Here is a 21,329-nt window from a genome sequence, read left to right on the forward strand (position 1 = left end):
TATGAAGATTATTGATGTCCGGTTACTTCAGGTGAAAGGCGTGATGCCGGGAGAGGGCGATTTCTGGGAGGAGCGTCTCGCGCGTCCCACCGATGTCTATGCGCAGTTTCGTACTGTGAATAATCATGACGGTGGCGTTCAGCTGGAAGATGGTTTTGCCATTACCACCGTGTTTCTTGAGATCGTTTCTGATGAGGGCGTGGACGGGCTGGCAGGGCCGGTGCCGCATGCCGTTGCATCAATCATTCATGGCCAGCTGCGGCCGTTGTTGCTGGGTCAGGATTCGCGCGACACCGAGCGTTTGTGGGATCAGATGTACCGGGCGCAGATTCATGGGCGTCAGGGCGATGGCATGCTGGCGATCAGCGCGGTGGATTGTGCCTTGTGGGATTTGCGTGCCAAATGGATGCAGCAACCGGTGTTTCGCCTGCTGGGCGGTTCGTTACAGGAAGAAATACCGGCATACGCATCGATGCTGGGCTTTGCGGTGCAGGATATGGCGCAGGTGCACGAGCGGGCGCTGGAGTATAAGGCGCTGGGATATCGCGGACAAAAATGGTTTTTCCGCCACGGCCCGATGAGCGGCAGGGAAGGGCTGAAGAAAAACATCGAACTGGCAAAAACGCTGCGCGAAGCCGTAGGGGATGATTACGATCTGATGTTTGATTGCTGGCAGTCGATGGATGTGACGTATCTGCTTGAACTGGCAAAGGGCATTGAGCCGTATCGCCCGCGCTGGCTGGAAGAGTGCGTGATGGCCGACAGAATCGGCAGTATGCAACGACTCAAAGACAAACTGTCCATCCCGATGGCGGGAGGCGAACATGAGTACACGCGCTGGGGTTTCAAACGCTTCTTTGAATCCGGGGCGCTGGATGTGATTCAGCCCGATATCTACTGGTGCGGTGGGCTTTCAGAAACGTTAAAAATTGCTGCTATCGCCACCCTGTACGATTTGCAGGTAATCCCGCACGGTCATTCCAGCATCGCAACGGCCCATTTCAGCACCACGCAATCGCCAATCCACACGCCTTATCAGGAGTATCTGGTGAAATGGAACGATATTCATCAGTACTTCCTGCGCGATCCGCTGGTGCCGCAAAACGGGTTAATCCCGGTACCGCAGGGACCCGGCATGGGCATGGCACTTAATCCAGCGCATATTCAGCAGCAGACATACTTGTTCACCTCATAACCCAACGCTCCCTCAAACAGGCCCGTTATTGTTTGGGGGATCTGTCTCTTGTATACTACAAAACACAGTGCCCACCGTCATTCTGACCCCCTAAATGCTCGCTGTTTAAAGGACGCTCGCCACGCTATGCCCGCCGATAAACTCATCATTGACTGGTCATCGAAAAACATCCTCCGCCCGCAGTCACTGAGCAGCATTCTGGCCGATCATATTCGTGACCTGATCGTGAACTGCCAGATTGCACCCGGTGCATTAATTTCCGAGAACGATATTGCCACCCAGCTTAACGTGAGCCGGACGCCGGTAAGAGCGGCGCTGCAAAAGCTGGAGATGGAGCGTCTGGTGCAAATTATCCCGCAGCGCGGCACTTTTGTGTTTTCGTTCAATGAGCGGGAGATGCGCGAAACCTGTGAGATGCGGCAGATTCTGGAATCAGGCGCATTAAAGCTGGCACTGCAACACGATCGTCAGGCGCTGATCGCGCGCCTGAACGAACAGCTGGCGCGTGGACGCGATGCATTACAAAACGCGCCGGAGACCTACCGCGAAACCGATGCGGCGTTTCATATGGCACTGATTGAAAGCAGCCAGAACAGCGAGCTGGTCGGTTTTTACAAAACCAGCATCAACCGCATTCGCGCCTTTCTCAATCACCTGACGCGCACGCCGGATGAGTTCCAGGGTTCGCAAAACGATCATGAGGCGATCGTGGCGCGGTTAACTAATTACGAGGATGAACAGGCGCTGGAACTTCTGCACTGGCATCTTGGCGGCATTATGCGCATGTTCCAGCGGTCGGTGGCGGACACCGACTCAGCCAGTTGATCGGCATCACTTCGCAGTCAGAACATCGCTGAAAAGCGATCACGCCTCAAGCGCAGCAGCCACCGCCAGACCCGCCAGCTGCGCGCTGGCCAGCAGTTGCTCAACGCTGTGGCCCTGACGCGCTCTGGCAGAAAGTCCGGACATCACGGTGCTGACAAAGTCGGTCAGGCGCTGCGCGTCCTGTGGGTAGCGGGCCGCAATATAGCACCGGATGGTGTCCTCAGCGGCGCGATGAAACACTCTGGCCGCCTCGCGTGCCTGCTGATCCTGACAGCGAATTCCTTCCAGCACCAGACAACCCGCACACACCTCATCCCGGGCATAATGCAGCGCCGCCGCTTTCAGTAATGCATCGAGGGCTTCGGCCACCGGGCGGTCGTCGCGCAGTATCTCAGCCAGGGGAATCGAGCCGGTAGTGGCGTAGCGATCGAGAACGCGGGCATACAATCCGGCCTTATTACCGAACGCGCTGTAAAAGCTCGGCGGGTTGATGCCCAGCGCGTCAGTGACATCGGCGACGCTGACGGCGTCATAACCTTTGGCATGGAATAACCCCTGCGCGACTGCTACGGCGTGTTCGGGGTCAAAGTTGCGGGGACGACCAGGTGATTTCATGTTTTATAGTGCTCGCTACAAAATTGCATTGACATTAAATCGGGCTCATTTTGTAATGCATACTAAGAAATCACACGTGGAGATGCAAATGAGCATATTTAAAGATAAGCAGGTTCTGGTTCTGGGCGGCAGTCGCGGTATTGGTGCGGCTATCGTGCGTCGCTTTGCTGATGAGGGTGCCAGCGTGACCTTCACCTTCTCAGGTTCGCCTGAGGCCGCCGAAAAACTGGCGCACGAAACCGGTTCGGCTGCTGTTCATACCGACAGCTCAGAGCGCGATGCGGTGATTGCTACCGTGCGCGACAGTGGACCGCTGGATGTGCTGGTGGTTAATGCTGGTATCGCCCTGTTCGGCGATGCGCTGGAACAGGATCCGGACGCGGTCGATCGCCTGTTCCGCATTAACATTCACGCGCCGTATCATGCTGCGGTTGAAGCCGCCCGACAGATGCCAGCCGGCGGCCGCATCATCATTATCGGTTCGGTCAATGGCGACCGTATGCCGATTCCCGGTATGGCGTCTTATGCGCTAAGTAAATCCGCTTTACAGGGTCTGGCGCGCGGCCTGGCGCGGGATTTCGGCCCGCGCGGCATCACCATTAACGTGGTGCAACCGGGCCCGATTGATACCGATGCCAATCCGGAAAATGGTCCGATGAAAGATCTGATGCACAGCTTCATGGCCATCAAACGCCATGGCCGTTCTGAAGAGGTGGCAGGCATGGTGGCGTGGCTGGCAGGACCCGAAGCCGGTTTCGTCACCGGCGCCATGCACACTATTGATGGAGCGTTTGGCGCATAACGTCAGTGTCTGAACAGGGCGCTGACCACCGCGCTGAATACCGAACCGGTGGCAAAAGCGTGTTCGGTCATGTGCTCTTCATGGCGAATATCAGCCAGCCGCCGCAGCGCCGCCTGCGCGCTGGCTGCATTAATTTCTTCGTCCATCTTGCTGTAACCGTCCGCCATCAGCAGCCGGGCACGTTCCGAATCCGATCGTTCCAGCGTGGCGATAACCTGTTGTTTGCGATAAAAAACGTAATCTGTCATATGTGCGTCCTGTTGCCGTTATCATGATTATGCCGCGGAGGCGATGGTTTAAATCAGCTGAACATCGCACCCTCTTGGTAGCGGCGCAATCAAAACCTGGCCGTTGTATAAACAATTCGCAGCATAGCTGTTTCTCCCCGCGCGTCCGGCAACCTATTTATCAGCCCGGCCCTTCGCTGCCCGCTGCCAGCAGCGGCACCACGACATCGCTAATCGGCGTAGCAATAGCATGCTGACGCCCATAGCGCTGTACCACACCATTGCGGGTATCCCACTCCAGCGGGCGGTTGGCCTGGCGATCGGCGAGGATCGAGGTGCTCAGATCGGGCGGCGCGCGGTGAAAGCCATCAATAATTTCCTGCGGCACGCTGTCGTCCAGCACCGCACCGGCCGCGCGCGCCACCGTCAGGCACTCCTGTAAATAGGCTAATCCCAGCTGCGTGATATCGCCGCGGCTAAACATGCCGGCGCGACGGTTGGCCAGCACCATCAAACCGGCGGCGGCATTTTGTAACAGTTTGCGCCAGGCGATGGAGAGGAAGTCCGCGGCCAGTGCCACCTCGCAGCGCGTATCGCGCAGCGCATCCACTACGCGCGCGGCCTGCGGCACATCCGGCAGGGTCAGGCGAGGCTGGGCGCGCAGCCAGACTGACGCATCCGGCTCGCGCTGCGCCGGGAACCACACCACCGAAGGTAATACTGTGGCGCCGTTGACATAAGGCGCCAGCTGGCTCTGCTGCTCGACGCCATTTTGCAGCGCGCACACCACGGTTTTTTCATCGCACAGAGTGGCCAGCCACGCGGCGCTGTCCGCGACCTGGGTGGTTTTAACCGCCACGAACAGCAAATCGCAGCGTTGTGTCACGTGCGAGGCATCATGCAATACCGGACCGGGCACGCTGATTTCGCCCGCATCGTGGCGCAGCGTTAACTGTGCATGGGCCGTGCGGCCGCACAGCAGCGGGGTGCGCCCGGCTTCATGCAGCACCGCCGCGACGGTGGTGCCAATTGCACCGGGGCCCAGCAGGGCGATTTTACAACGTTCAGACATGCTGCCATCTCCTCATCGCTTAACCGATCATCAGCGTGCCGAGTGCAATCACCGCACACGCCAGCATTTTTCTTACCGTTAATGCTTCACCGAGAAACAGCGCGCCCAGCACTGCGGCAAACAGCACGCTGGTTTCACGCAGCGCCGACACCGCGCCCATCGGCGCTGCCGTCATGGCGTAAATGATGATGCCGTAGGCCAGCAGCGAAACCAGGCCACCCGCCGCGGCGCTCAGCACGCCCGGTCGCCACTGCAGCAGGCTTTTGCTGTCGCGCAGCGCGATGTAGACCGCCGGCATTAATATGCCCCACAAGCTGCACATCCACGCGGTATACGCAAATGCATTGCCGGCAACGCGCACGCCCATGCCGTCCACCACGCTGTACGCGGCGATAAAGGCACCGGTCGCCAGCGTGTAGCGCAGGCCCGGCAGCGCCAGTTTGCCGCCGCGCAGCGCCAGCGACACAATGCCAGCGGACACCAGCACGATGCCGCACAGCGTAGTAAAGGCGATGTGCTCGCCGGCAAACAGCGCGGCGGCGCAGGTCACCAGCAGCGGCGACGATCCGCGCGCAATCGGATAGGTCTGGCCGAGATCGCCGCTCTGGTAGCTGCGCACCAGGCACAGGTTATAGCCGACGTGCAGCAGCGCCGACAGCAGCGCATATTTCCAGCTGGCGCGCGCCGGCAGCGGCAGAAACAGCGTACTGAGCGCACACACCAGCGCGATCGCCACGCACATAATGGTCATTGACCACAGGCGATCGGATCCGCCGCGCAGTAAGGTGTTCCAGCTGGCGTGCAGCAGTGCGGCGCACAGCGTTAAGACAATAATGTAATCAGGCATAGGCTGATGCTATGCAGCCGCAAATGGATTGAAAAGCGAAGATTTATCATTGCGCTATGAGTAAATACTCATACTTCACTGATAATCCTGCTGCGCCTGACGTGATTCTGCGAGCAGCCAGCGTCGAAAATTAACGATGTGCGGCTGGCTTTCAATGCCCTGCGGACAGACGAAATAGTAGGCGGCGGGCGAGGAAAACGCGACGTTGAACAGCCGTACCAGGCTGCCGTCGCGCAGCTCTTTTTCAACATGACCGCTGCGCGCCAGCGCCACGCCTTGCCCCAGCAGCGCGGCTTCCAGCGTCATATTGGTGTCGGCAAAACGTACGCTCTCCTGTAAGGCATCCAGCGTCAGGCCGACCTGTTTAAACCAGATCTCCCACTTTGGCACCAGATCGGCGCCATCACGCATCAGCAGCGGGTAACGCAGCAGCTCTGCCGGTTCCTGCGGTGTGCCGAAGCGCTGCAGCAGCGCCGGGCTGGCGACCGGAAACAACTGTTCACGAAACATAAATTCGCTGTGCAGCGCCGGATAATTGCCATGGCCAAAGCGGATCGCCACGTCAGAATCCTGGCGCGAGAAGGTAATCGCATCATCGGTGCTTTCCAGCGTTACCAGAATTTCCGGGTGCTGGCGCGTCAGGCCCGGCAGGCGCGGCAACAGCCACTTCAGCGCAAACGAGTAGGTGGTATTCACGCGCAGCCGCACGCGGCCTTTCTGCTCGCGTAAGTCGGCTAAGGTGGTTTCCAGATTACTGAAAAACTCGCGCACGATCGGTGCCAGCGCCGCACCGGCCGGCGTCAGACTCAGCGTTTTGCCGCGCTGAAACAGCTGTACGCCCCAGATCTCTTCCAGGTTTTTGAGCTGATGGCTGACGGCGCTTTGGGTGATAAACAGCTCTTCCGCGGCGGCGGTAAAGGTCGGATGGCGCGTTGCCACTTCAAACGCGCGCAGCATGGCGGTAGGCGGTAACTCTCTCATCGGTGCAGCCTTGTTTTATGAGCGTTCACTCATGATAGCGGAATCGTCTGTTCGCTCACGAAACTTATTCACCCACCCTCCAGTTTAGCCTCACAGCCTGTCACTTTGCTGACAGTGGCCGACACATTCATCACTGAATCGGCGGCCAGCTGAATGGTTGGTTATTTACCGCGTGGCGGTTTTAATCCGCCGCCGGATAGGGTTCCCGCTGCGCTCGCGTCCTGACGCTGATTAACTATGTTTATCACTCAATATAAGAATGGGGTGATGAAATGCGAAACCGTGTATTTAGCGCGCTGGCGTTATTGTTATTATCCGGCTGTGGCGCGAATAACAGCGCCTCGCCGGTTACGGCACCTGGTGCGCCGGAAGCGGGGAAAACCGCGCTGCTGGAGAGCGGGGCGGCGGCGTTGCAGTCGCGGCCGCCGATTGAGGCGATCAATACGTATCTGGATGGTTTTCATTATTACTGCGGGAATCAGCAGGGGCAGATGGAGGCCCATCACTACGTAACCATTCTTAATGACGATGTGATGCAGGCGGTTATTTATGACGGTAACAAAAAAGACGCCAAATTAATGGGCGTGGAATATATCATCAGCGAACGTTTATTTAAGCAACTGCCGGCGCAGGAAAAGCAGTACTGGCACAGCCATCGCTATGAAGTGAAATCCGGTACGCTGATTGCGCCCGGCCTGCCGCCGGCCGCGGAGCACGCGCTGATGAGCAAAATCGTCAACACCTACGGAAAAACCTGGCACACCTGGCATACCGACCGCGATAAAACGCTGCCGCTGGGCGCGCCGACGCTGATGATGGGCTTTACCGCCGACGGTCAGCTCAATCCGGCGCTGCTGGCTGACCGCGACAAGCGCTTTGACGTCGATACTGCGACAATCCGCACTGACCGCGCTGATATCGCCGCCCATCCGGTGGCAGAGGGGGCCGATCGTTGCCGGCGCGTGCATCCGTAACCGGCGATTCCGCTTTACTCGTGATACATCTGGCTGCGCCCACCGTCGATCAGGATATCGGTGGCATTGATGAAGCGCGCCTCGTCGCTGGCGAGAAACAGCGCTGTGTAAGCCACTTCATCCGGCTCGCCGATGCGTTTACACGGCAGCAGCGCCGCCTGACGCGCGCGCTCGGCCTGCGGATCCGGACAGCTCGCCAGCCAGGCTTCAGCGGCTGGCGTCATGATCAAACCGGGCGAAATACTGTTTACGCGGATGCCCTGCGCGGCGTACTCCACGCCCAGCGAACGCGTCAGGCCGATCAGCCCGTGTTTAGCCACCGGATAAGGGAAGGCGCCGGGAATGATTTTGTGCCCGTGCACCGAGGCAACGTTAACGATGTTGCCATACTGACGGGCCAGCATCGCCGGCAGGACGCTGCGTATCAGGTTGTACGGCCCTTTCAGATTGGTGTTCATGCAGCGCTGCCAGTCATCCTCGTCCAGCGTCAGCGGATCGCGAAAAACGTTTACGCCAGCGCAGTTGATCAGGATATCAATATCTCCCAGCGCCTGCTGCGCCTGCTGTACCGCGCGGCTAACCTGCTGCGGCTGCGTGACATCGGCTGCGCAGGCCAGACAGCGCTGGCCGGACTGCTGCTGTAGCTGCGCCGCCAGCGCTTCGCTGCTGTGTGCGTCGCGATCAAACAGCGCCAGGCGGGCGCCTTCGCGCGCAAACAGGGTGGCGATGGCGCTGCCGATGCCGCTGCCGGCACCGGTAATGATGGCGGTTTTATTGGCTAAACGTGGGGACATAGTCGCTTCCTTATGAGGATGTCGGGAGAATCAGCCAGTCGGCCAGCTCTAAGGTATTATCACCGCGCTGCAGGCGAATCAGCGGCCAGCTGTCGCTGCGCGTGAGCGGCACCAGCCCGCTGCGGCTGAGCAAAAAAGTGTCTTCGCTTTTCACGCCGCTCAGCGTCGGGTTCCACGCCACGGCGGTGTCGGGCTGTACCTCGCCGCGACTCTCCGGGGTGATAATCCAGTCGCGGCAGCCGTATCCGGCCGGACCGCCCTGATGATGATCGCGCCATGCCTCAGCGTGGCCGTGGCGTTGATAAGCCTGAGTGATGTCCGCAAAAACCGCTGACCAGCTGCGCTGCGCCTGGGTGGCATACAGCATATCGGCGTGGATCTCCGCCAGCGTCAGAATGCGCTGGCGCAGCGCCGGGTCGGGTTCACCGAGATGCACCAGGCGCGTCAGGCTGACATGCAAACCGTGCCGTTCGGCACCGAGGGTGATCAGCATCATGCGCTGCAGCGTTTTGTGCGTCGGCACCGGATGTTTAAATGCGGCGATGCGCTCATCGGCGGCCACCAGCGTGCACATCGGGCGAATGCCGCGCGCCAGACAGCCGGCGGCAATGTCGGCTTCGACCTGCCATTCGCTGACGCCCGCGCGCAGCTGGCGCGCCACCGTTTCGACAATCTGCGCCGTCTCCTGTCCCAGCGTGCGAAAGCGCTGCTGTTCCGGTGCGCTCAGCCCCTGGCGCAGCGTGATCATCTGCGGCTGGATATCGCTCAATCCTGCCATGGGCGTATCGCTGCCGATATGGCCCGCCGGCAGCACGCTGCTCAGCGACTGGTACCACGGATAGTGCCGGGTCGCACAGCTGAACGGCAGCGGCTCTTCGGCCAGAATGCGCGGTAGCTCATTGTCCGGTGCCAGCAGCAGCACGCTGTCGCGGCCGATCAGCAGGCTGGCAACGCCGGTCTCGGCACGCTCTACCACATAATAGCTGGCCCCGTCGGTCAGCCAGGCGATGTTATCGCGGCGCGTCAGCAATACCGCATCCAGCTGCCAGTGCGCCAGCGCCTGTTGCAGGCGCGCCAGTTTGTCACTCATACACGACCTCCTTGTGCTCAACGATCTGCGACTGCAGAACCAGCTCCGCAGCGCGATGCGCCACGGCCATCACCACCGCATTGGTGTTGCCGCTGATAATATTCGGCATCATCGAGGCATCCACCACGCGCAACCGCTGTACGCCGCGCACGCGCAGGTCGTCGTGCAACACCGCCAGCGGATCGTCATCGTGGCCCATGCGGCAGGTGCCGACCGGGTGATAGCCGGTTTTCACCATGCGTCGGCAGTGGGCGCCAATCGCGTCATCACTGGTGACTTCCGCACCAGGGAAAATCTCTTCATCGACCATCTCGCGGATGGGCGCGGCGGCCAGCACCTGACGCGCAAAGCGAAAGCCGGCGAGGGTGCGCGCTAAATCGTCCGGATGGCCGAAAATCTGCGTATCGATCACCGGCAGGCTGCTGGCGTTGTTATCGCGCAGCGTGACTTCACCGGTGGCTTTCGGGCGCAGCAGCAGGGAATTCACCGTGACACCGTCACCGGGATCGGCACCCATTACATCGCGATCGAGATATACCGTTGGCACGCAGAACATCTGAATGGTGGGCGTCGCCGTGAAATCGAGCGGATCGAAAAAGGCGCAGGTTTCCACGCCGGTGGTAGTCACCGGGCCGCTTTTGAACAGCAGATATTGCAGTCCGGCTTTGACCATCGGCCAGCCGCGATCCTGGCCGTAGTAGCCAAACGCACCGCGCGTGCTGGCAACCACCGGTACTTCGTAATGGTCCTGCAGGTTTTTACCCACGCCCGGCAAGGCATGGCGCACGGCTATGCCATGCTGTTTCAGCTGCTCCTGCGGACCGATGCCGGAGAGCATCAGCAGTTTTGGCGTCTGGTAGGCACCGGCGGCCAGAATCACTTCGCGGCTGGCGCGCGCCTGTTGCGGCTGGCCATCCTGACGATAGCGCACGCCGCTGGCGCAGGTGCCGTCAAACAGCACCTCTTCCACCTGTGCACCGGTGACCAGCGTCAGCCGTGCGTCATGGCGCAGCGGGTTGATAAACGCATCGACCACGCTGCAGCGCTGCCGCGTCTGACCGTCGATGGTGTGCTGCATGAAGCCGACGCCAGACGGATTGCCGCTGTTAAAATCCGGCGTGTAGGGAATACCCAGCCCCTGCAGGGTTTTGACATAGGCGCGGCTCAACGGGCTGAAGTGGCCGAGATGCGACACCTTCATCGGACCGCCAACGCCGTGATTGGGTGCGCCGAGGTGATCGTTATCTTCGATGGCGGTAAAGTGCGGCAGCAGCGCCTCCCACGACCAGTCGATGCCCTGATGGCCCAGCGCCTGGTTCCAGTCGGCGTAATCCTGTTTATGACCGCGCATGTAGACCATGGCGTTGACAGTCGAACCGCCGCCCAGCACTTTGGCCTGCGGCACGATCACGCCGCGTCCGTTGAGCTGCGGCTGCGCTTCGGTTTGATGCATCGTCAGAAACCGGTCGCTGACGAGAAACTTCATATAGCCGGCGGGCATTTTCAGCACCGGATGGTATTCGTCGCGCCCGGCCTCCAGCAGCAGCACGCGCGCATTTCCTTCGCTGACCAGGCGCGCGGCAACGATACAGCCCGCGCTCCCGCCGCCCACCACAATGTAATCGTACTCTTTCATAACGCTCTGTTTACTCCGATGCGATGGAATCTAACCGGCGCAGGCGCTGCGCCGCCGGGTTGTGCTGCTCGCCCGGATCGAGCGGACTGAGCAGATAACGCCACGAGATAAACGCACTCACCAGATACAGGAAGGCGTAGCCCCAAATCACCCCAAGCGTGCCGAGCAGTGCATTGATTGCGCCGTACAGCGCCGGACCGAAGAAGGTGGACAAACCGGCGGCGAAGCAGTAAATCGCCATGGCGTTACCTTTGTCCTTCGGCTGGCACAGCGATGAGAACAGCGCGGCGGCGGGCACGTAGCCGCACAGCGTGATGCCGTACAGGCAGGCGCAGATCACGCTGAGCACAAAGCTGCCGTGGCTCCACTGCGGCACAAAGTACATCAGCAGCATCGAGACGCCGGAACCGAGGCCGCCGAACACCGTCAGCACTTTGCGCCAGCCGATGCGGTCGCTCAGCTTGCCGACGATCGGATTAAAGCTCATGCCCACCAGTCCCATGATGGTGATCAGGCTGAGGTATTCGGTCTGGGAAAAGCCAATCTGTTCGGTGAAAAAGCCCGGCAGAAAAATAAAGAAGCCGAAATAGGGCGTGGTGTTGATGATGCGCACCACTGCCGCGGCAGCGATGCGCGGCTCACGCCACAGAATATCGATGCCGCCCATTAGCGTGCGCAGCGTGCCCTGCTGACGATGTTCGGCATCCAGCAGCGACTGATAACCGCTGCGCTCTTTCAGCGCCAGCAGCATCACCAGCAGACCGATCGCCACCAGACCCAGCGACAGCCAGAAGGTGGCGTATTCGCCCACCAGGCGGATAGAGAAGATCGCTACCAGTGAACCGAGCGTCGGCAGCCCGCCGGTAAACGCCAGCCAGAACCAGCCGGTGGCGGAGCCGCGCATCTCCGCCGGGGCCGCCGACTGAATCCACACCAGAAAGGCGTAGGCAAACATCGGATAAGCCACGCCGCGCAGGCCATAAGTTAGCGCCAGCAGCAGCACGCTGTGCGACGGCAGCGCCACGGCCAGGAACAGCACTTCAAACACAATCCAGATCAGGCCGCCCGCCAGCATCACTTTACGCGGGCCGATCAGCGTTGACAGCGAACCGGCCAGCCATGAGCCCAGCGTGACGGTGACGCCGTAAAAGGCGATTACCCAGGCAGCGATATTCAGGGAGAAGCCGTTTTCGTGCAGATAGGGCGCGAGATAGTTGGACTCGACGCCGTCGCCAATCATAAACAGCAGGACCGCCAGATAGCCCCAGGCCAGCGCGGGCGGAATGCCGAGGCGGATCAGCCACGGATGGGTTGCAGGTGATGTTGTCATTATGTTTTCTCTGTAGGGTTGGTGTCAGCACAGCCAGATAAAGCGTTCGCCCGGCATTATCAGAACGTTTTTTACCGGGATAGCCCGAACAGGTTGTTATGAGCAGGGACTCTAAAGCACGGCAGGCGCGCAGGATGGCGCAACCATCACAGAAGTCAGTAAACACTGTTTAGTAAGATGAGCGCGGATGAAGCGAAAGGAGGCCGCGTGAAAACCGTCGGACTGAATAATTTCCAGGTGCGTAAGCACAACAAAGCGCTGTTTATGCAGCTGATGTGGCGTCATAAACGTCTGAGCAAATCGCAGCTGGCACAGCTCAGCGGCCTGACCATTCCGGCGGCCAGCAAGATTTTGCAGGAGCTGCTGGAGCAGGGCCACGTGCAGCACTCCAGCGCCACGCTGAGCACGCGCGGCAACAGTAACGGCAGTTTTCAGCTGCCAGCGCAAGGCGCGTGGACGCTGTGCCTGTGCGTCAAGCCGACCAGCATTGAACTGCAGCTGGCTGATGCGCAGCTGGTGGCGCAGGGCGACTATCAGCAAATCAGCATCAACGCGCAGACGCCAGAGCAGCTGCTGGCGGAGATTGAAACGGTGTGGCGCGCGACCTGTAAACGCTGGCCGAAGCGGCAGATTAATCTGGCGCTGGCGGTGCACGGGCAGGTCGATCCGGTAACCGGCGTCTCGCAGCATATGCCGCAGGCGGCGTGGCGCAGCCCGCTGCAGCTGAAGTTTCTGCTTGAGGAGAAGCTGGCAGTTGACGTCCGTGTCGATAACGACTGCGTGATGCTGGCGCTGGCGGAAAAGTGGCTGAACCGCAATGCGCTGGCCGAATTCTGCGTCATCAATGTCGATTACGGCATCGGCTCATCATTTGTCATCAACGGTGAGATCTTTCGCGGCAACCTGTACGGCAGCGGGCAGATTGGCCACACCATTATTGATCCGCACGGGGAGCGCTGTAACTGCGGACGGCAGGGCTGTCTGGAGACGGTCGCCTCGCTCAGCACGCTTAAGCGGCTGGCGCATCAGCGCGCGCCGCAGGCGGTGCAGCCCACCAGCCGTCAGCTGCTGGCTGCCTGGCAGGCCGGCGAGCCGTGGATCATCGAGTGGGCGCAGCGCAGCGCGGAAGCCATCGGCATGAGTCTGTACAATTTCCTTAATACGCTGAATATCAATCAAATCTGGCTGTACGGTCGCAGCTGTACTTTTGGTGAGAGCTGGTTGCAGACCATCGTGCACCAGATTGATTTCAATCCTTTTGATCCGCGCGATGCGCTAAAAAGCAAAGCCACCAACGTGCATTTTGGTCAGCTGGATCGCGCCCGTCAGGTCCTCGGCATCGGTTATCTCTATGTCGAGGCCGATCCCGGTACGGCGTAGTTTACTAAACTCCTGTTACTAAAATCTGTGAGGGCCTGAACTTTCACCCTGCGGTATCGGTGGTGAGATAGCCGCACTTTGACCCTGGTGCGGAGAGTGGCCGTGAACAATCATCAACATCTGAATATGCGTTACGTGTGGAGCATCTGTCTGGTGGCAGCCTGCGGCGGTTTGCTGTTTGGCTATGACTGGGTGGTGATTGGCGGGGCCAAACCCTTCTATGAGGCCTGGTTCAACGTCACCGATCCGGCGGCATCCGGCTGGGCGATGAGCTCGGCGCTGGTGGGCTGCGTATTTGGCGCGCTGGTGTCCGGCTGGTCAGCGGACAAGCTGGGGCGGCGGCTGCCGTTGATCGTCGCCGCACTACTGTTTGTGGTGTCGGCGATCGGCACCGCGCTGGCCAGCAGCTTTACGCTGTTTGTCTGGTGGCGCATTATCGGCGGCGTCGGCATTGGTATCGCCTCGGCGCTCAGCCCGATGTACATCGCGGAGATCAGCCCGGCAGACAAGCGCGGCAAGTTTGTCGCGGTTAACCAGCTGACAATCGTTATTGGCGTGCTGGCGGCGCAGCTGATCAACCTGATGATTGCCGATCCGGTCGTCGGCGCATCAACCCATGCGGCGCTGCGTGAAACCTGGAACGGTCAGGTTGGCTGGCGCTGGATGTTCGCCTCGGCCGCCGTGCCGTCGCTGGCGTTTCTGCTGCTGATGATGTGGGTGCCGGAATCACCGCGCTGGCTGATGCTGGCGGGCCAGCCGCAGCGCGCGCTGGCGATGCTGAATAAAATTGGTTCGCCTGCTTATGCGCAGCAGACGCAGCGCGAGATTGCCCGCGCGCTGGAACAGGATCGCCAGCAAACGCGCGCCCGCGCCGGCTCGTTGCTGGCGCCGCGCACGCTGCCGATTGTCATCACCGGCATCGTGCTGGCGATTTTCCAGCAGTGGTGCGGTATCAACGTGATTTTCAACTTTGCGCAGGAGATTTTTGCTTCGGCTGGTTTCGATATCAACGGTACGCTGAAGTCGATCGTGGCCACCGGCCTGATCAATTTGCTGGCAACGGTGCTGGCGCTGCCGCTGGTGGACCGGCTCGGTCGCCGCAAACTGATGCTGATCGGTGCCGGTGGACTGACGCTGTGTTATGCACTGATTGCCGGTGCCTACACGCTGGGCATCACCGGTTGGCCGGTGCTGATTCTGGTACTGGCGGCGATTGCGGTTTACGCGCTGACGCTGGCGCCGGTCACCTGGGTGCTGCTGGCGGAAATTTTCCCCAACCGGATTCGCGGTCTGGCGATGTCGGTCGCCACGCTGGCGCTGTGGATTGCCTGTTTTGTGTTGACTTATACCTTTCCCATCCTCAATGCCGGACTTGGTGCAGCGGGCAGCTTTATGCTGTATGGCGTGATTTGTGCGGCGGGCTTTGTCTTTGTGCTGCGTCGCGTGCCGGAGACCAAAGGCATTTCGCTGGAGCAGCTGGAGCAGCAGCTCACCGCTGGCGAGCCGGCTGCGGTAGCAGGTGAGCATTCGCTGCGGTAACCGCAGCCATGCTTCAGGCAGAAAGCCGGTGCGCCGGGCGGCGCACCGGTACAATACCCGCTTACACCTGCGCCATACCGCCATCGACAAACAGTTCGGCTGCATTAATAAAGCTGGCGGCCTCGGAGGCGAGAAACGCCACCACCTTGCCAATCTCTCCCGGCTCACCCAGACGACCGAGCGGTACCTGCGCGGCCAGCGCATCGAACAGCCCCTGGCGCTGATCTTCCGGCACCAGGCCGCCTAAGCCTGGCGTCTGTACCGGGCCAGGGCTCACCACGTTAATGCGGATGCCGCGATCTTTCACGTCCAGCGCCCACGAGCGGGCAAAGTTACGCACCGCCGCTTTACTGGCGCTGTAAACGCTGAAGCCCGCCGTACCCTGAATTGCGGCGGTGGAGCCGGTGAGAATCACCGATGCCTTATCGCTCAGCAGCGGCAGCGCTTTCTGCACGGTGAACATCACGCCGCGGACGTTGGTGCTAAAGATACGATCAAAATGTTCTTCTGTGATGGCCCCCAGCGGCAGCATGTCGCCGCCACCGGCGTTGGCAAACAGAATATCCAGCCGGCCGGCCTGGCGCGCAATCTGCGCATAGACGGCATCCAGATCGCTTAACTGTGCCGCATCGGCGCGAATGCCGGTGGCGGTGGCGCCGATGCTGGCGACGGCCGCATCCAGCTCAGCCTGACGACGACCGGTGATAAACACGCGTGCGCCTTGTGCCGCCAGTTCCTGGGCGGTGGCGAGGCCAATACCGGAGGTGCCGCCGGTCACTAAAGCGATTTTGTCTTGCAGAATCAGGTTCATAGTATGTACTCCACAGTTGATTAGGTTAAGTGGTGACGGCCTTGCCGTCGCTGAAGTGCACTGTAGCGCTGCCGCTTTTACGGATAAATGGTGTAAAATCGAAAGGACTATTTCTCTGGGTGGATAATCAGGTAAGGGGCGACAATGGATCAATTGCTGGCAATCCGGGCGTTCTCCCGCGTGGTCGAGGCAGGCAACTTTACCCGTGCCGCCAATTCACTGGATATGCCTAACGCCACCCTGAGTAAGCTGGTGCAGGAGCTGGAAGCGCATCTCGGCGTGCGTCTGTTGCAGCGCACCACGCGCCGGGTCACGGTGACGGCAGAAGGGCGCGATTACTACGAGCGGGCGCTGCGCATCGTGCGCGATCTGGAAGATATCGATTGTGCGTTCAATAGCGTCACGACGAAACCGCACGGTCAGCTGCGTATCGATATCGGCGGCTCAACGGCGCGCGATGTGCTGCTGCCGGCGCTGCCCGATTTTGTCGCCAGGTTTCCCGACATCACCCTGGACCTTGGCGTGTCCGATCGCACCGTGGATCTCATCAGTGATAACGTGGACTGCGTAGTGCGCGGCGGTCCGCTGAGCGATTCGTCACTGGTGGCACGGCACTTAGGCAATGCGCAAATGATCACCTGTGCCACGCCCGGCTATCTGCGGACCTACGGCATTCCGGCGTATCCGCAGGAGCTGGACAACGGCCATCGCATCATCAGCTATCTGTCGCCGCAGAGCGGGCGCGCCTTTCCGCTGCGCTTCCGCCACGGCGAAGAGCGAATCGAGGTAAAGACCGCGCACCGCGTTGGCGTCAATGAGAGCAACGCGCACCTTGCCGCGGCGGTGGCGGGGCTGGGCATCATTCAGACGTTCCGTTACGCTGCGGCCGCGGATTTGCAGGCCGGACGGCTGGTGGAGATCCTCGCCGACTGGCGTCCGTCAGACTATCCGTTCCACGTGGTTTATCCGCAGAGCCGCCATCTCACCCAGCGCCTGCGGGTGCTGATCGACTGGCTGCGTGAGGTGTTTCCGCAACGGCTGAATGGATGACAGGGTGTAAACAATCTGTTAACGTTTGGCCTCAACCCCATGATACAGGCGCGTTTATGACACTCTCTGCTGATTCCGCATCGTCATCTGACTTTCGCCTGTATGCGCCTTGCTGCCCGCCACCTCCGGCACGCGTTGTGATTCGCTAAGTATCGAACTTCCTGCGCCTCGCTAAGCGAGCGCGCTAACAACGTTTGTTTCAGGAGCAATGCTATGCGTTCTTCTTCTTCGCTGACTTCGCAGGCAGCGACGTCAGGCTTTGTGCTGCTGTGGGGCAGCGCAGCCATTTTCTCGCGTCTCGGGCTGGATAATGCCTCACCGCTGGCACTGCTGGTGGTGCGTTTTAGCATCGCGCTGGTTGCGCTGTTGCTGGTGGGACTGTTTCGCCGCCGCTGGCTGCCGCAGCCCGGTACGCGCCCGCGCGTAATGCTGACCGGCCTGGTGTTGATCGGCGCTTATTCGCTGTGTTATTTCCAGGCGATGGCGGAGGGCGTGACGCCAGGGCTGATCGCCACCATCATGGGCATCCAGCCAATTCTGACGCTGTGCCTGGTGGAGCGGCGTCTGCCGGGCAGGCGGTTGCTGGGCTTAACGGTCGCGCTGGCGGGGCTGATACTACTGGTGTGGCGCAGTCTGGCGGCGTCGCAGCTGCCGCTCAGCGGCGTGCTGTTTGCGCTGGCCGCGCTGCTGTGCATGACCTTCGGTGCCATCATGCAGCAGCGGGTGACGCAGCATCCGGCGCAGGTGCTGCCGCTGCAGTACGGCGTGAGTTTACTGCTGTGCCTGCTGTTGCTGCCGGTTAAACCTTTTCATGTCAGCTTCACGCTACATTTCTGGCTGGCCGCGCTGTTCCTCGGCGTGATGATCTCCGTGGTGGCCCAGCTGCTGCTGTATCGCTTACTGAGCGCGGGCAGTATCGTTAACGTCACCAGCCTGTTTTATCTGGTGCCGGTGATTACCGCGCTGCTCGACTATCTGCTGCTGGGTAACCGACTGCCGTGGCTGAGCCTGCTGGGCATGGCGGCGATTCTGGCGGGTATCCTGCTGGTGTTTCGTGCGCCACAGCCTTCGCGTTAACATCATGCCCCGCCAGCCGGCGGGGCATTTCAGCCATGATCGGTCAACGCCTGTGCGGCGCAAATCAACGCCAGATGACTGAGGCCCTGCGGCATATTGCCGCGCCACTCATCGCTGCGCACGTCGAACATTTCATTGAAGGTTTCCACGTTGCCGCGCTGGCACAGCTTGTCGAGGATCTGCTGCATGGCGCTTTCGGCACGCGTTGTCTCGCCCAGCGCCGCCCAGGCTTCCACCAGCCAGAACGAGCAGGCGATAAAAGTGCTCTCTTCCTGTTCCGTGCCGCTGTAGCGATACAGCATGGCGCTGCCGTGGCCCAGTTCCTGCTCAATGGCACGGTAGGTGGCCTGCATACGTGCCGGGTTGACGCGGCTGCCATAGGGATGCACCAGCGCCAGCGCAGCGTCCAGCCTGCCGTTGCTATCGGGATAAAACACATACGCCTGTTTCTCTTCGTTCCAGCAGTGCGCTTCAATCCAGCTGCTGATGCGGTCGCGCTCGCGCTGCCAGCGTTTCAGCCAGGTCGGTTCAATGTGGCGCGCTTCGGCCAGCGCCACGGCACGATCCAGCGCCAGCCAGCAGGCCATCTTTGAATGCGTATAGTGCTGCTGCTCCGGCAGTTCCCAGATACCGCTGTCTTTCAGCCGCCACCGATCGGCACAGTGATTGGCCAGCGCACCCAGCATGCGCGAGGTGGCTAAATCCAGTACGTGCCCGGCGCGTATAAACAACTCGGCGGTCGCCAGCATATCGCCGTACATGCTCAGCTGCAGCTGGTCGCGGGCGTTGTTGCCCACGCGTACCGGCTGGGAATGATGATAGCCACGCAGCGGCACAAAGCGTTCGGCAGGCACTTCGTTACCCTCCAGCGTGTAGCAGGTGCGCAGCGCGGTACCGTGGCGGATAATGGTTTTCGACAGCCAGGAGAACGCCGCTTTACAATCTTCCAGCGCACCGAGAAAAACAAAGGCTTTGATGATCAGACAGGCATCGCGTACCCATGCATAGCGGTAGTCATAATTCTTTTCCCCGCCAATGCCTTCCGGCAGCGAGGTAGTGGCTGCCGCCGCCAGCGCGCCGGTGGGGGAATACCATAAAAATTTCAGCGACAGCGCCGAGCGGCGCACGTGCTCAGCAAAGCGCCCCTGATAGCTCAGGCTGCGGGTCCAGTCGCACCAGGCGGTATGGCTGGTTTCAATCCGGGTATCGATCGCCTCCAGCGGCGGCACCGCCAGCGGTTCGCGCTCGGTGACCAGCAACGCCACCAGCGATCGACTGCCCTCTGCGGAGCGTAGCGTGGCGCAGATTTGCTCATCGTCACGCTGTTCGATCTGCCAGTCCTCGCTGGTGCGCAGCATCGCCAGCAGATCGCCAACGTGGTAGACGTCGCCCTGTTCGGTGCTGTCCTGCCACGGCGAGCGGGTTTCGGCAACGGTGCCAAAGCGCAGCGTCAGGCGCAGCGTCACTTCGCCGTCAACGCCTTCCACGCGCCGCGCCAGCTCACTCCACGGCAGACGACCAGCCAGCGTGCTGTTTAGCGATTCGGTCAGCAGCACGCTGCCGTTATCGGTAAAAAAGCGGGTTTCCAGTACGTTGCTGTCAGCACGGTAGGCGCGTTCGGTACGATAAGGGGCATCAGGTTCGATCTGGAAAAAACCGCCGATCTCGGGATCGAGCAGGCGATCAAACAGCGGGGCGGAGTCAAGGTTGGGCGCGCACCACCAGTCAATCGCGCCGTCGGGCGCGATCAGCGCCACTGACCGGCCCTCGCCGATGGCCGCGTAGTCACCGAGACGCGCGAAGCCCCGTTCGCGCACCGGCGACTGGAACGTTTGATTATTCATGGATCTTCCCTGTCAGCAGAAACGGCAGCGTGGCCGCCTGCTGGCAGCCACGTAATGCGGGTGGAATTCCCCGGTCAGACGGTACCGGTACCGCCATCGGAGCACCACACCTGACCTGAGGTGAAGCTGTTGGTGGTTTCAGCGAAGGTCACGTACAACGGCGCGATTTCAGCCGGCTGACCCGGACGCCCCAGTGGCGCGCTGGCACCAAACTTCTCGATTTTTTCCTGCGGCTGACCGCCGCACACCTGCAGCGCGGTCCAGTACGGTCCTGGTGCTACAGCATTGACGCGAATTTGCTGCTCGCCCAGCTGCTTCGCCAGCGCTTTAGTAAAGGCGGCGATCGCGGCTTTGGTTTGCGCATAATCCAGCAGGATGGCGCTCGGTTCATACGCCTGAACCGACGAGGTATTAATAATGGATGATCCGGCAGGCAGATATTCCAGTGCCGCTTTGGTGATCCAGAACATCGCATAAACATTGGTCTTAAAGGTGGCGTCAAAATCTTCCGTTGAGAGCGTACGGATAGACTCATTAAATTGCTGGCGACCGGCGTTATTCACCAGAATATCCAGGCCGTCGAGTTTTTCTGCTGCCTCTTTTACCAGCTGCTGGCAAAAAGATTCTGAGCGAATATCACCCGGAATCGCCACCGCTTTACGGCCTTCCGCTTCGATTAATTGCACCACTTCAGCGGCGTCCTGCTCCTCTTCCGGCAGGTAGTTGATCGCCACGTCTGCCCCTTCGCGGGCATACGCAATGGCTACCGCGCGACCAATGCCGGAGTCGCCACCGGTAATCAGCGCTTTGCGCCCGGTTAAACGGCCAGTGCCGCGATAGCTGGTTTCACCGTGATCGGGACGGGGTTCCATCTTACTGGCTAATCCCGGAATGGGCTGATGCTGCTTTTTGAATGGCGGCTTTGGATATTCCTGGGTAATCAGCGTTTTGTTAGTAAATGAAGTCATACCTATCTCCTTGTACAGTGGAACGTATAAATTAAGCCTGGCAGAGATGTGATATTTGTCACGTCAAAAAATAAGCAGTCGCGCTTTATTAAAGCGGGACGGGCGTAACTGAAATGATATTTTTAGTTACAAAATCACTAACGTAATGATTATTTTAACGCTGCGTAAGCCATGCGAGTTATTAAGCGAGTCGGCCTGCTTGCACGAAAGATATTTGTTTCTAAGCTCTAAGCATAACTTTACATAATAACCGGCGCTGGCCGGCCCGAATA

20 protein-coding genes are annotated in these 21,329 nt (G+C 60.1%); 8 read left to right on the forward strand and 12 right to left on the reverse strand.

Translation table 11 applies throughout. The annotated features are described in order from the left end of the window. Window position 1: 1 nt before the first annotated feature. Both C1Y43_RS04690 and C1Y43_RS04695 read left to right on the forward strand, forming a co-directional pair. A complete protein-coding gene (locus C1Y43_RS04690) occupies window positions 2-1,195 on the forward strand; it encodes an enolase C-terminal domain-like protein (protein ID WP_158252658.1) in 1,194 nt (397 codons plus the stop codon). Between the two features lie 126 nt (window positions 1,196-1,321). After that, complete coding sequence (locus C1Y43_RS04695; RefSeq protein ID WP_104187178.1) at window positions 1,322-2,020, forward strand: GntR family transcriptional regulator; 699 nt, start codon at window positions 1,322-1,324, stop codon at window positions 2,018-2,020. 39 nt (window positions 2,021-2,059) lie between these two features. Here the strand turns inward: C1Y43_RS04695 and C1Y43_RS04700 are convergent, their stop codons facing one another. Then, complete coding sequence (locus tag C1Y43_RS04700) at window positions 2,060-2,635, reverse strand: TetR/AcrR family transcriptional regulator (protein ID WP_104187180.1); 576 nt, start codon at window positions 2,633-2,635, stop codon at window positions 2,060-2,062. 88 nt (window positions 2,636-2,723) lie between these two features. Here C1Y43_RS04700 and bdcA point away from each other — a divergent pair, with 88 nt between their 5' ends. Beyond that, complete coding sequence (gene bdcA / locus C1Y43_RS04705) at window positions 2,724-3,437, forward strand: SDR family oxidoreductase (RefSeq protein WP_104187182.1); 714 nt, start codon at window positions 2,724-2,726, stop codon at window positions 3,435-3,437. Between the two features lie 2 nt (window positions 3,438-3,439). Here the strand turns inward: bdcA and C1Y43_RS04710 are convergent, their stop codons facing one another. From C1Y43_RS04710 to gcvA, 4 genes are all read right to left on the reverse strand, one after another. Continuing rightward, the gene (locus C1Y43_RS04710) at window positions 3,440-3,685 is read right to left on the reverse strand and encodes a hypothetical protein (RefSeq protein WP_058775103.1); all 246 of its coding nucleotides are present in this window, start codon (window positions 3,683-3,685) and stop codon (window positions 3,440-3,442) included. Between the two features lie 160 nt (window positions 3,686-3,845). After that, window positions 3,846-4,736 (reverse strand): oxidoreductase, encoded by an 891-nt coding sequence (locus tag C1Y43_RS04715; RefSeq protein WP_058758851.1) that lies wholly within the window; start codon window positions 4,734-4,736, stop codon window positions 3,846-3,848. Window positions 4,737-4,755: 19 nt separating this feature from the next. Then, window positions 4,756-5,583, reverse strand: a complete 828-nt coding sequence (locus C1Y43_RS04720) for a DMT family transporter (protein ID WP_104093550.1) — start codon at window positions 5,581-5,583, stop codon at window positions 4,756-4,758. A 75-nt stretch (window positions 5,584-5,658) separates the two neighbouring features. After that, window positions 5,659-6,564 (reverse strand): transcriptional regulator GcvA, encoded by a 906-nt coding sequence (gene gcvA, locus C1Y43_RS04725; protein ID WP_104187184.1) that lies wholly within the window; start codon window positions 6,562-6,564, stop codon window positions 5,659-5,661. A gap of 272 nt (window positions 6,565-6,836) precedes the next feature. Between gcvA and C1Y43_RS04730 the strand changes: the two genes are divergently transcribed. Then, window positions 6,837-7,538, forward strand: coding sequence for an OBAP family protein (locus C1Y43_RS04730; protein ID WP_104187186.1), 702 nt, complete (start codon window positions 6,837-6,839; stop codon window positions 7,536-7,538). A gap of 14 nt (window positions 7,539-7,552) precedes the next feature. Here C1Y43_RS04730 and C1Y43_RS04735 read toward each other — a convergent pair whose 3' ends face one another. Genes C1Y43_RS04735 through C1Y43_RS04750 form a run of 4 tightly spaced genes read right to left on the reverse strand, consistent with a single transcriptional unit; the run spans window position 7,553 to window position 12,388 of the window. Next, window positions 7,553-8,332 (reverse strand): SDR family oxidoreductase, encoded by a 780-nt coding sequence (locus C1Y43_RS04735; RefSeq protein WP_104187187.1) that lies wholly within the window; start codon window positions 8,330-8,332, stop codon window positions 7,553-7,555. Window positions 8,333-8,342: 10 nt separating this feature from the next. Continuing rightward, entirely contained in the window at window positions 8,343-9,422 is a 1,080-nt protein-coding gene (locus tag C1Y43_RS04740) for a Xaa-Pro peptidase family protein (protein ID WP_104187189.1), read from the reverse strand. Beyond that, window positions 9,415-11,058: a GMC family oxidoreductase gene (locus tag C1Y43_RS04745; RefSeq protein ID WP_104187190.1), complete on the reverse strand. Its 1,644-nt coding sequence runs from the start codon at window positions 11,056-11,058 to the stop codon at window positions 9,415-9,417. Before C1Y43_RS04745 ends, C1Y43_RS04740 begins: the two co-directional genes overlap by 8 nt. 10 nt (window positions 11,059-11,068) lie before the next feature. After that, window positions 11,069-12,388, reverse strand: a complete 1,320-nt coding sequence (locus tag C1Y43_RS04750; protein WP_059011891.1) for an MFS transporter — start codon at window positions 12,386-12,388, stop codon at window positions 11,069-11,071. A 207-nt stretch (window positions 12,389-12,595) separates the two neighbouring features. On the opposite strand from C1Y43_RS04750, the gene C1Y43_RS04755 reads away from it, so the two are divergent. Further along, the gene (locus C1Y43_RS04755) at window positions 12,596-13,768 is read left to right on the forward strand and encodes an ROK family protein (protein WP_104187756.1); all 1,173 of its coding nucleotides are present in this window, start codon (window positions 12,596-12,598) and stop codon (window positions 13,766-13,768) included. Window positions 13,769-13,870: 102 nt separating this feature from the next. Beyond that, window positions 13,871-15,307, forward strand: coding sequence for a sugar porter family MFS transporter (locus C1Y43_RS04760; RefSeq protein ID WP_104187192.1), 1,437 nt, complete (start codon window positions 13,871-13,873; stop codon window positions 15,305-15,307). 61 nt (window positions 15,308-15,368) lie between these two features. Here the strand turns inward: C1Y43_RS04760 and C1Y43_RS04765 are convergent, their stop codons facing one another. After that, window positions 15,369-16,118, reverse strand: a complete 750-nt coding sequence (locus C1Y43_RS04765; RefSeq protein WP_104187193.1) for an SDR family oxidoreductase — start codon at window positions 16,116-16,118, stop codon at window positions 15,369-15,371. A 144-nt stretch (window positions 16,119-16,262) separates the two neighbouring features. On the opposite strand from C1Y43_RS04765, the gene C1Y43_RS04770 reads away from it, so the two are divergent. Continuing rightward, complete coding sequence (locus C1Y43_RS04770; RefSeq protein ID WP_104187195.1) at window positions 16,263-17,168, forward strand: LysR family transcriptional regulator; 906 nt, start codon at window positions 16,263-16,265, stop codon at window positions 17,166-17,168. 213 nt (window positions 17,169-17,381) lie between these two features. Continuing rightward, window positions 17,382-18,245 (forward strand): DMT family transporter, encoded by an 864-nt coding sequence (locus C1Y43_RS04775; RefSeq protein ID WP_021509548.1) that lies wholly within the window; start codon window positions 17,382-17,384, stop codon window positions 18,243-18,245. A gap of 29 nt (window positions 18,246-18,274) precedes the next feature. Here the strand turns inward: C1Y43_RS04775 and C1Y43_RS04780 are convergent, their stop codons facing one another. After that, window positions 18,275-20,089: a glycoside hydrolase family 15 protein gene (locus C1Y43_RS04780; protein WP_104187196.1), complete on the reverse strand. Its 1,815-nt coding sequence runs from the start codon at window positions 20,087-20,089 to the stop codon at window positions 18,275-18,277. 74 nt (window positions 20,090-20,163) lie between these two features. After that, the gene (locus C1Y43_RS04785; protein WP_021509546.1) at window positions 20,164-21,057 is read right to left on the reverse strand and encodes an SDR family oxidoreductase; all 894 of its coding nucleotides are present in this window, start codon (window positions 21,055-21,057) and stop codon (window positions 20,164-20,166) included. Window positions 21,058-21,329 lie beyond the last annotated feature (272 nt).

Origin of the sequence: Pantoea sp. ICBG 828, assembly GCF_002928355.1 — a bacterium.
Classification (GTDB): Bacteria; Pseudomonadota; Gammaproteobacteria; order Enterobacterales; family Enterobacteriaceae; genus Pantoea; species Pantoea dispersa.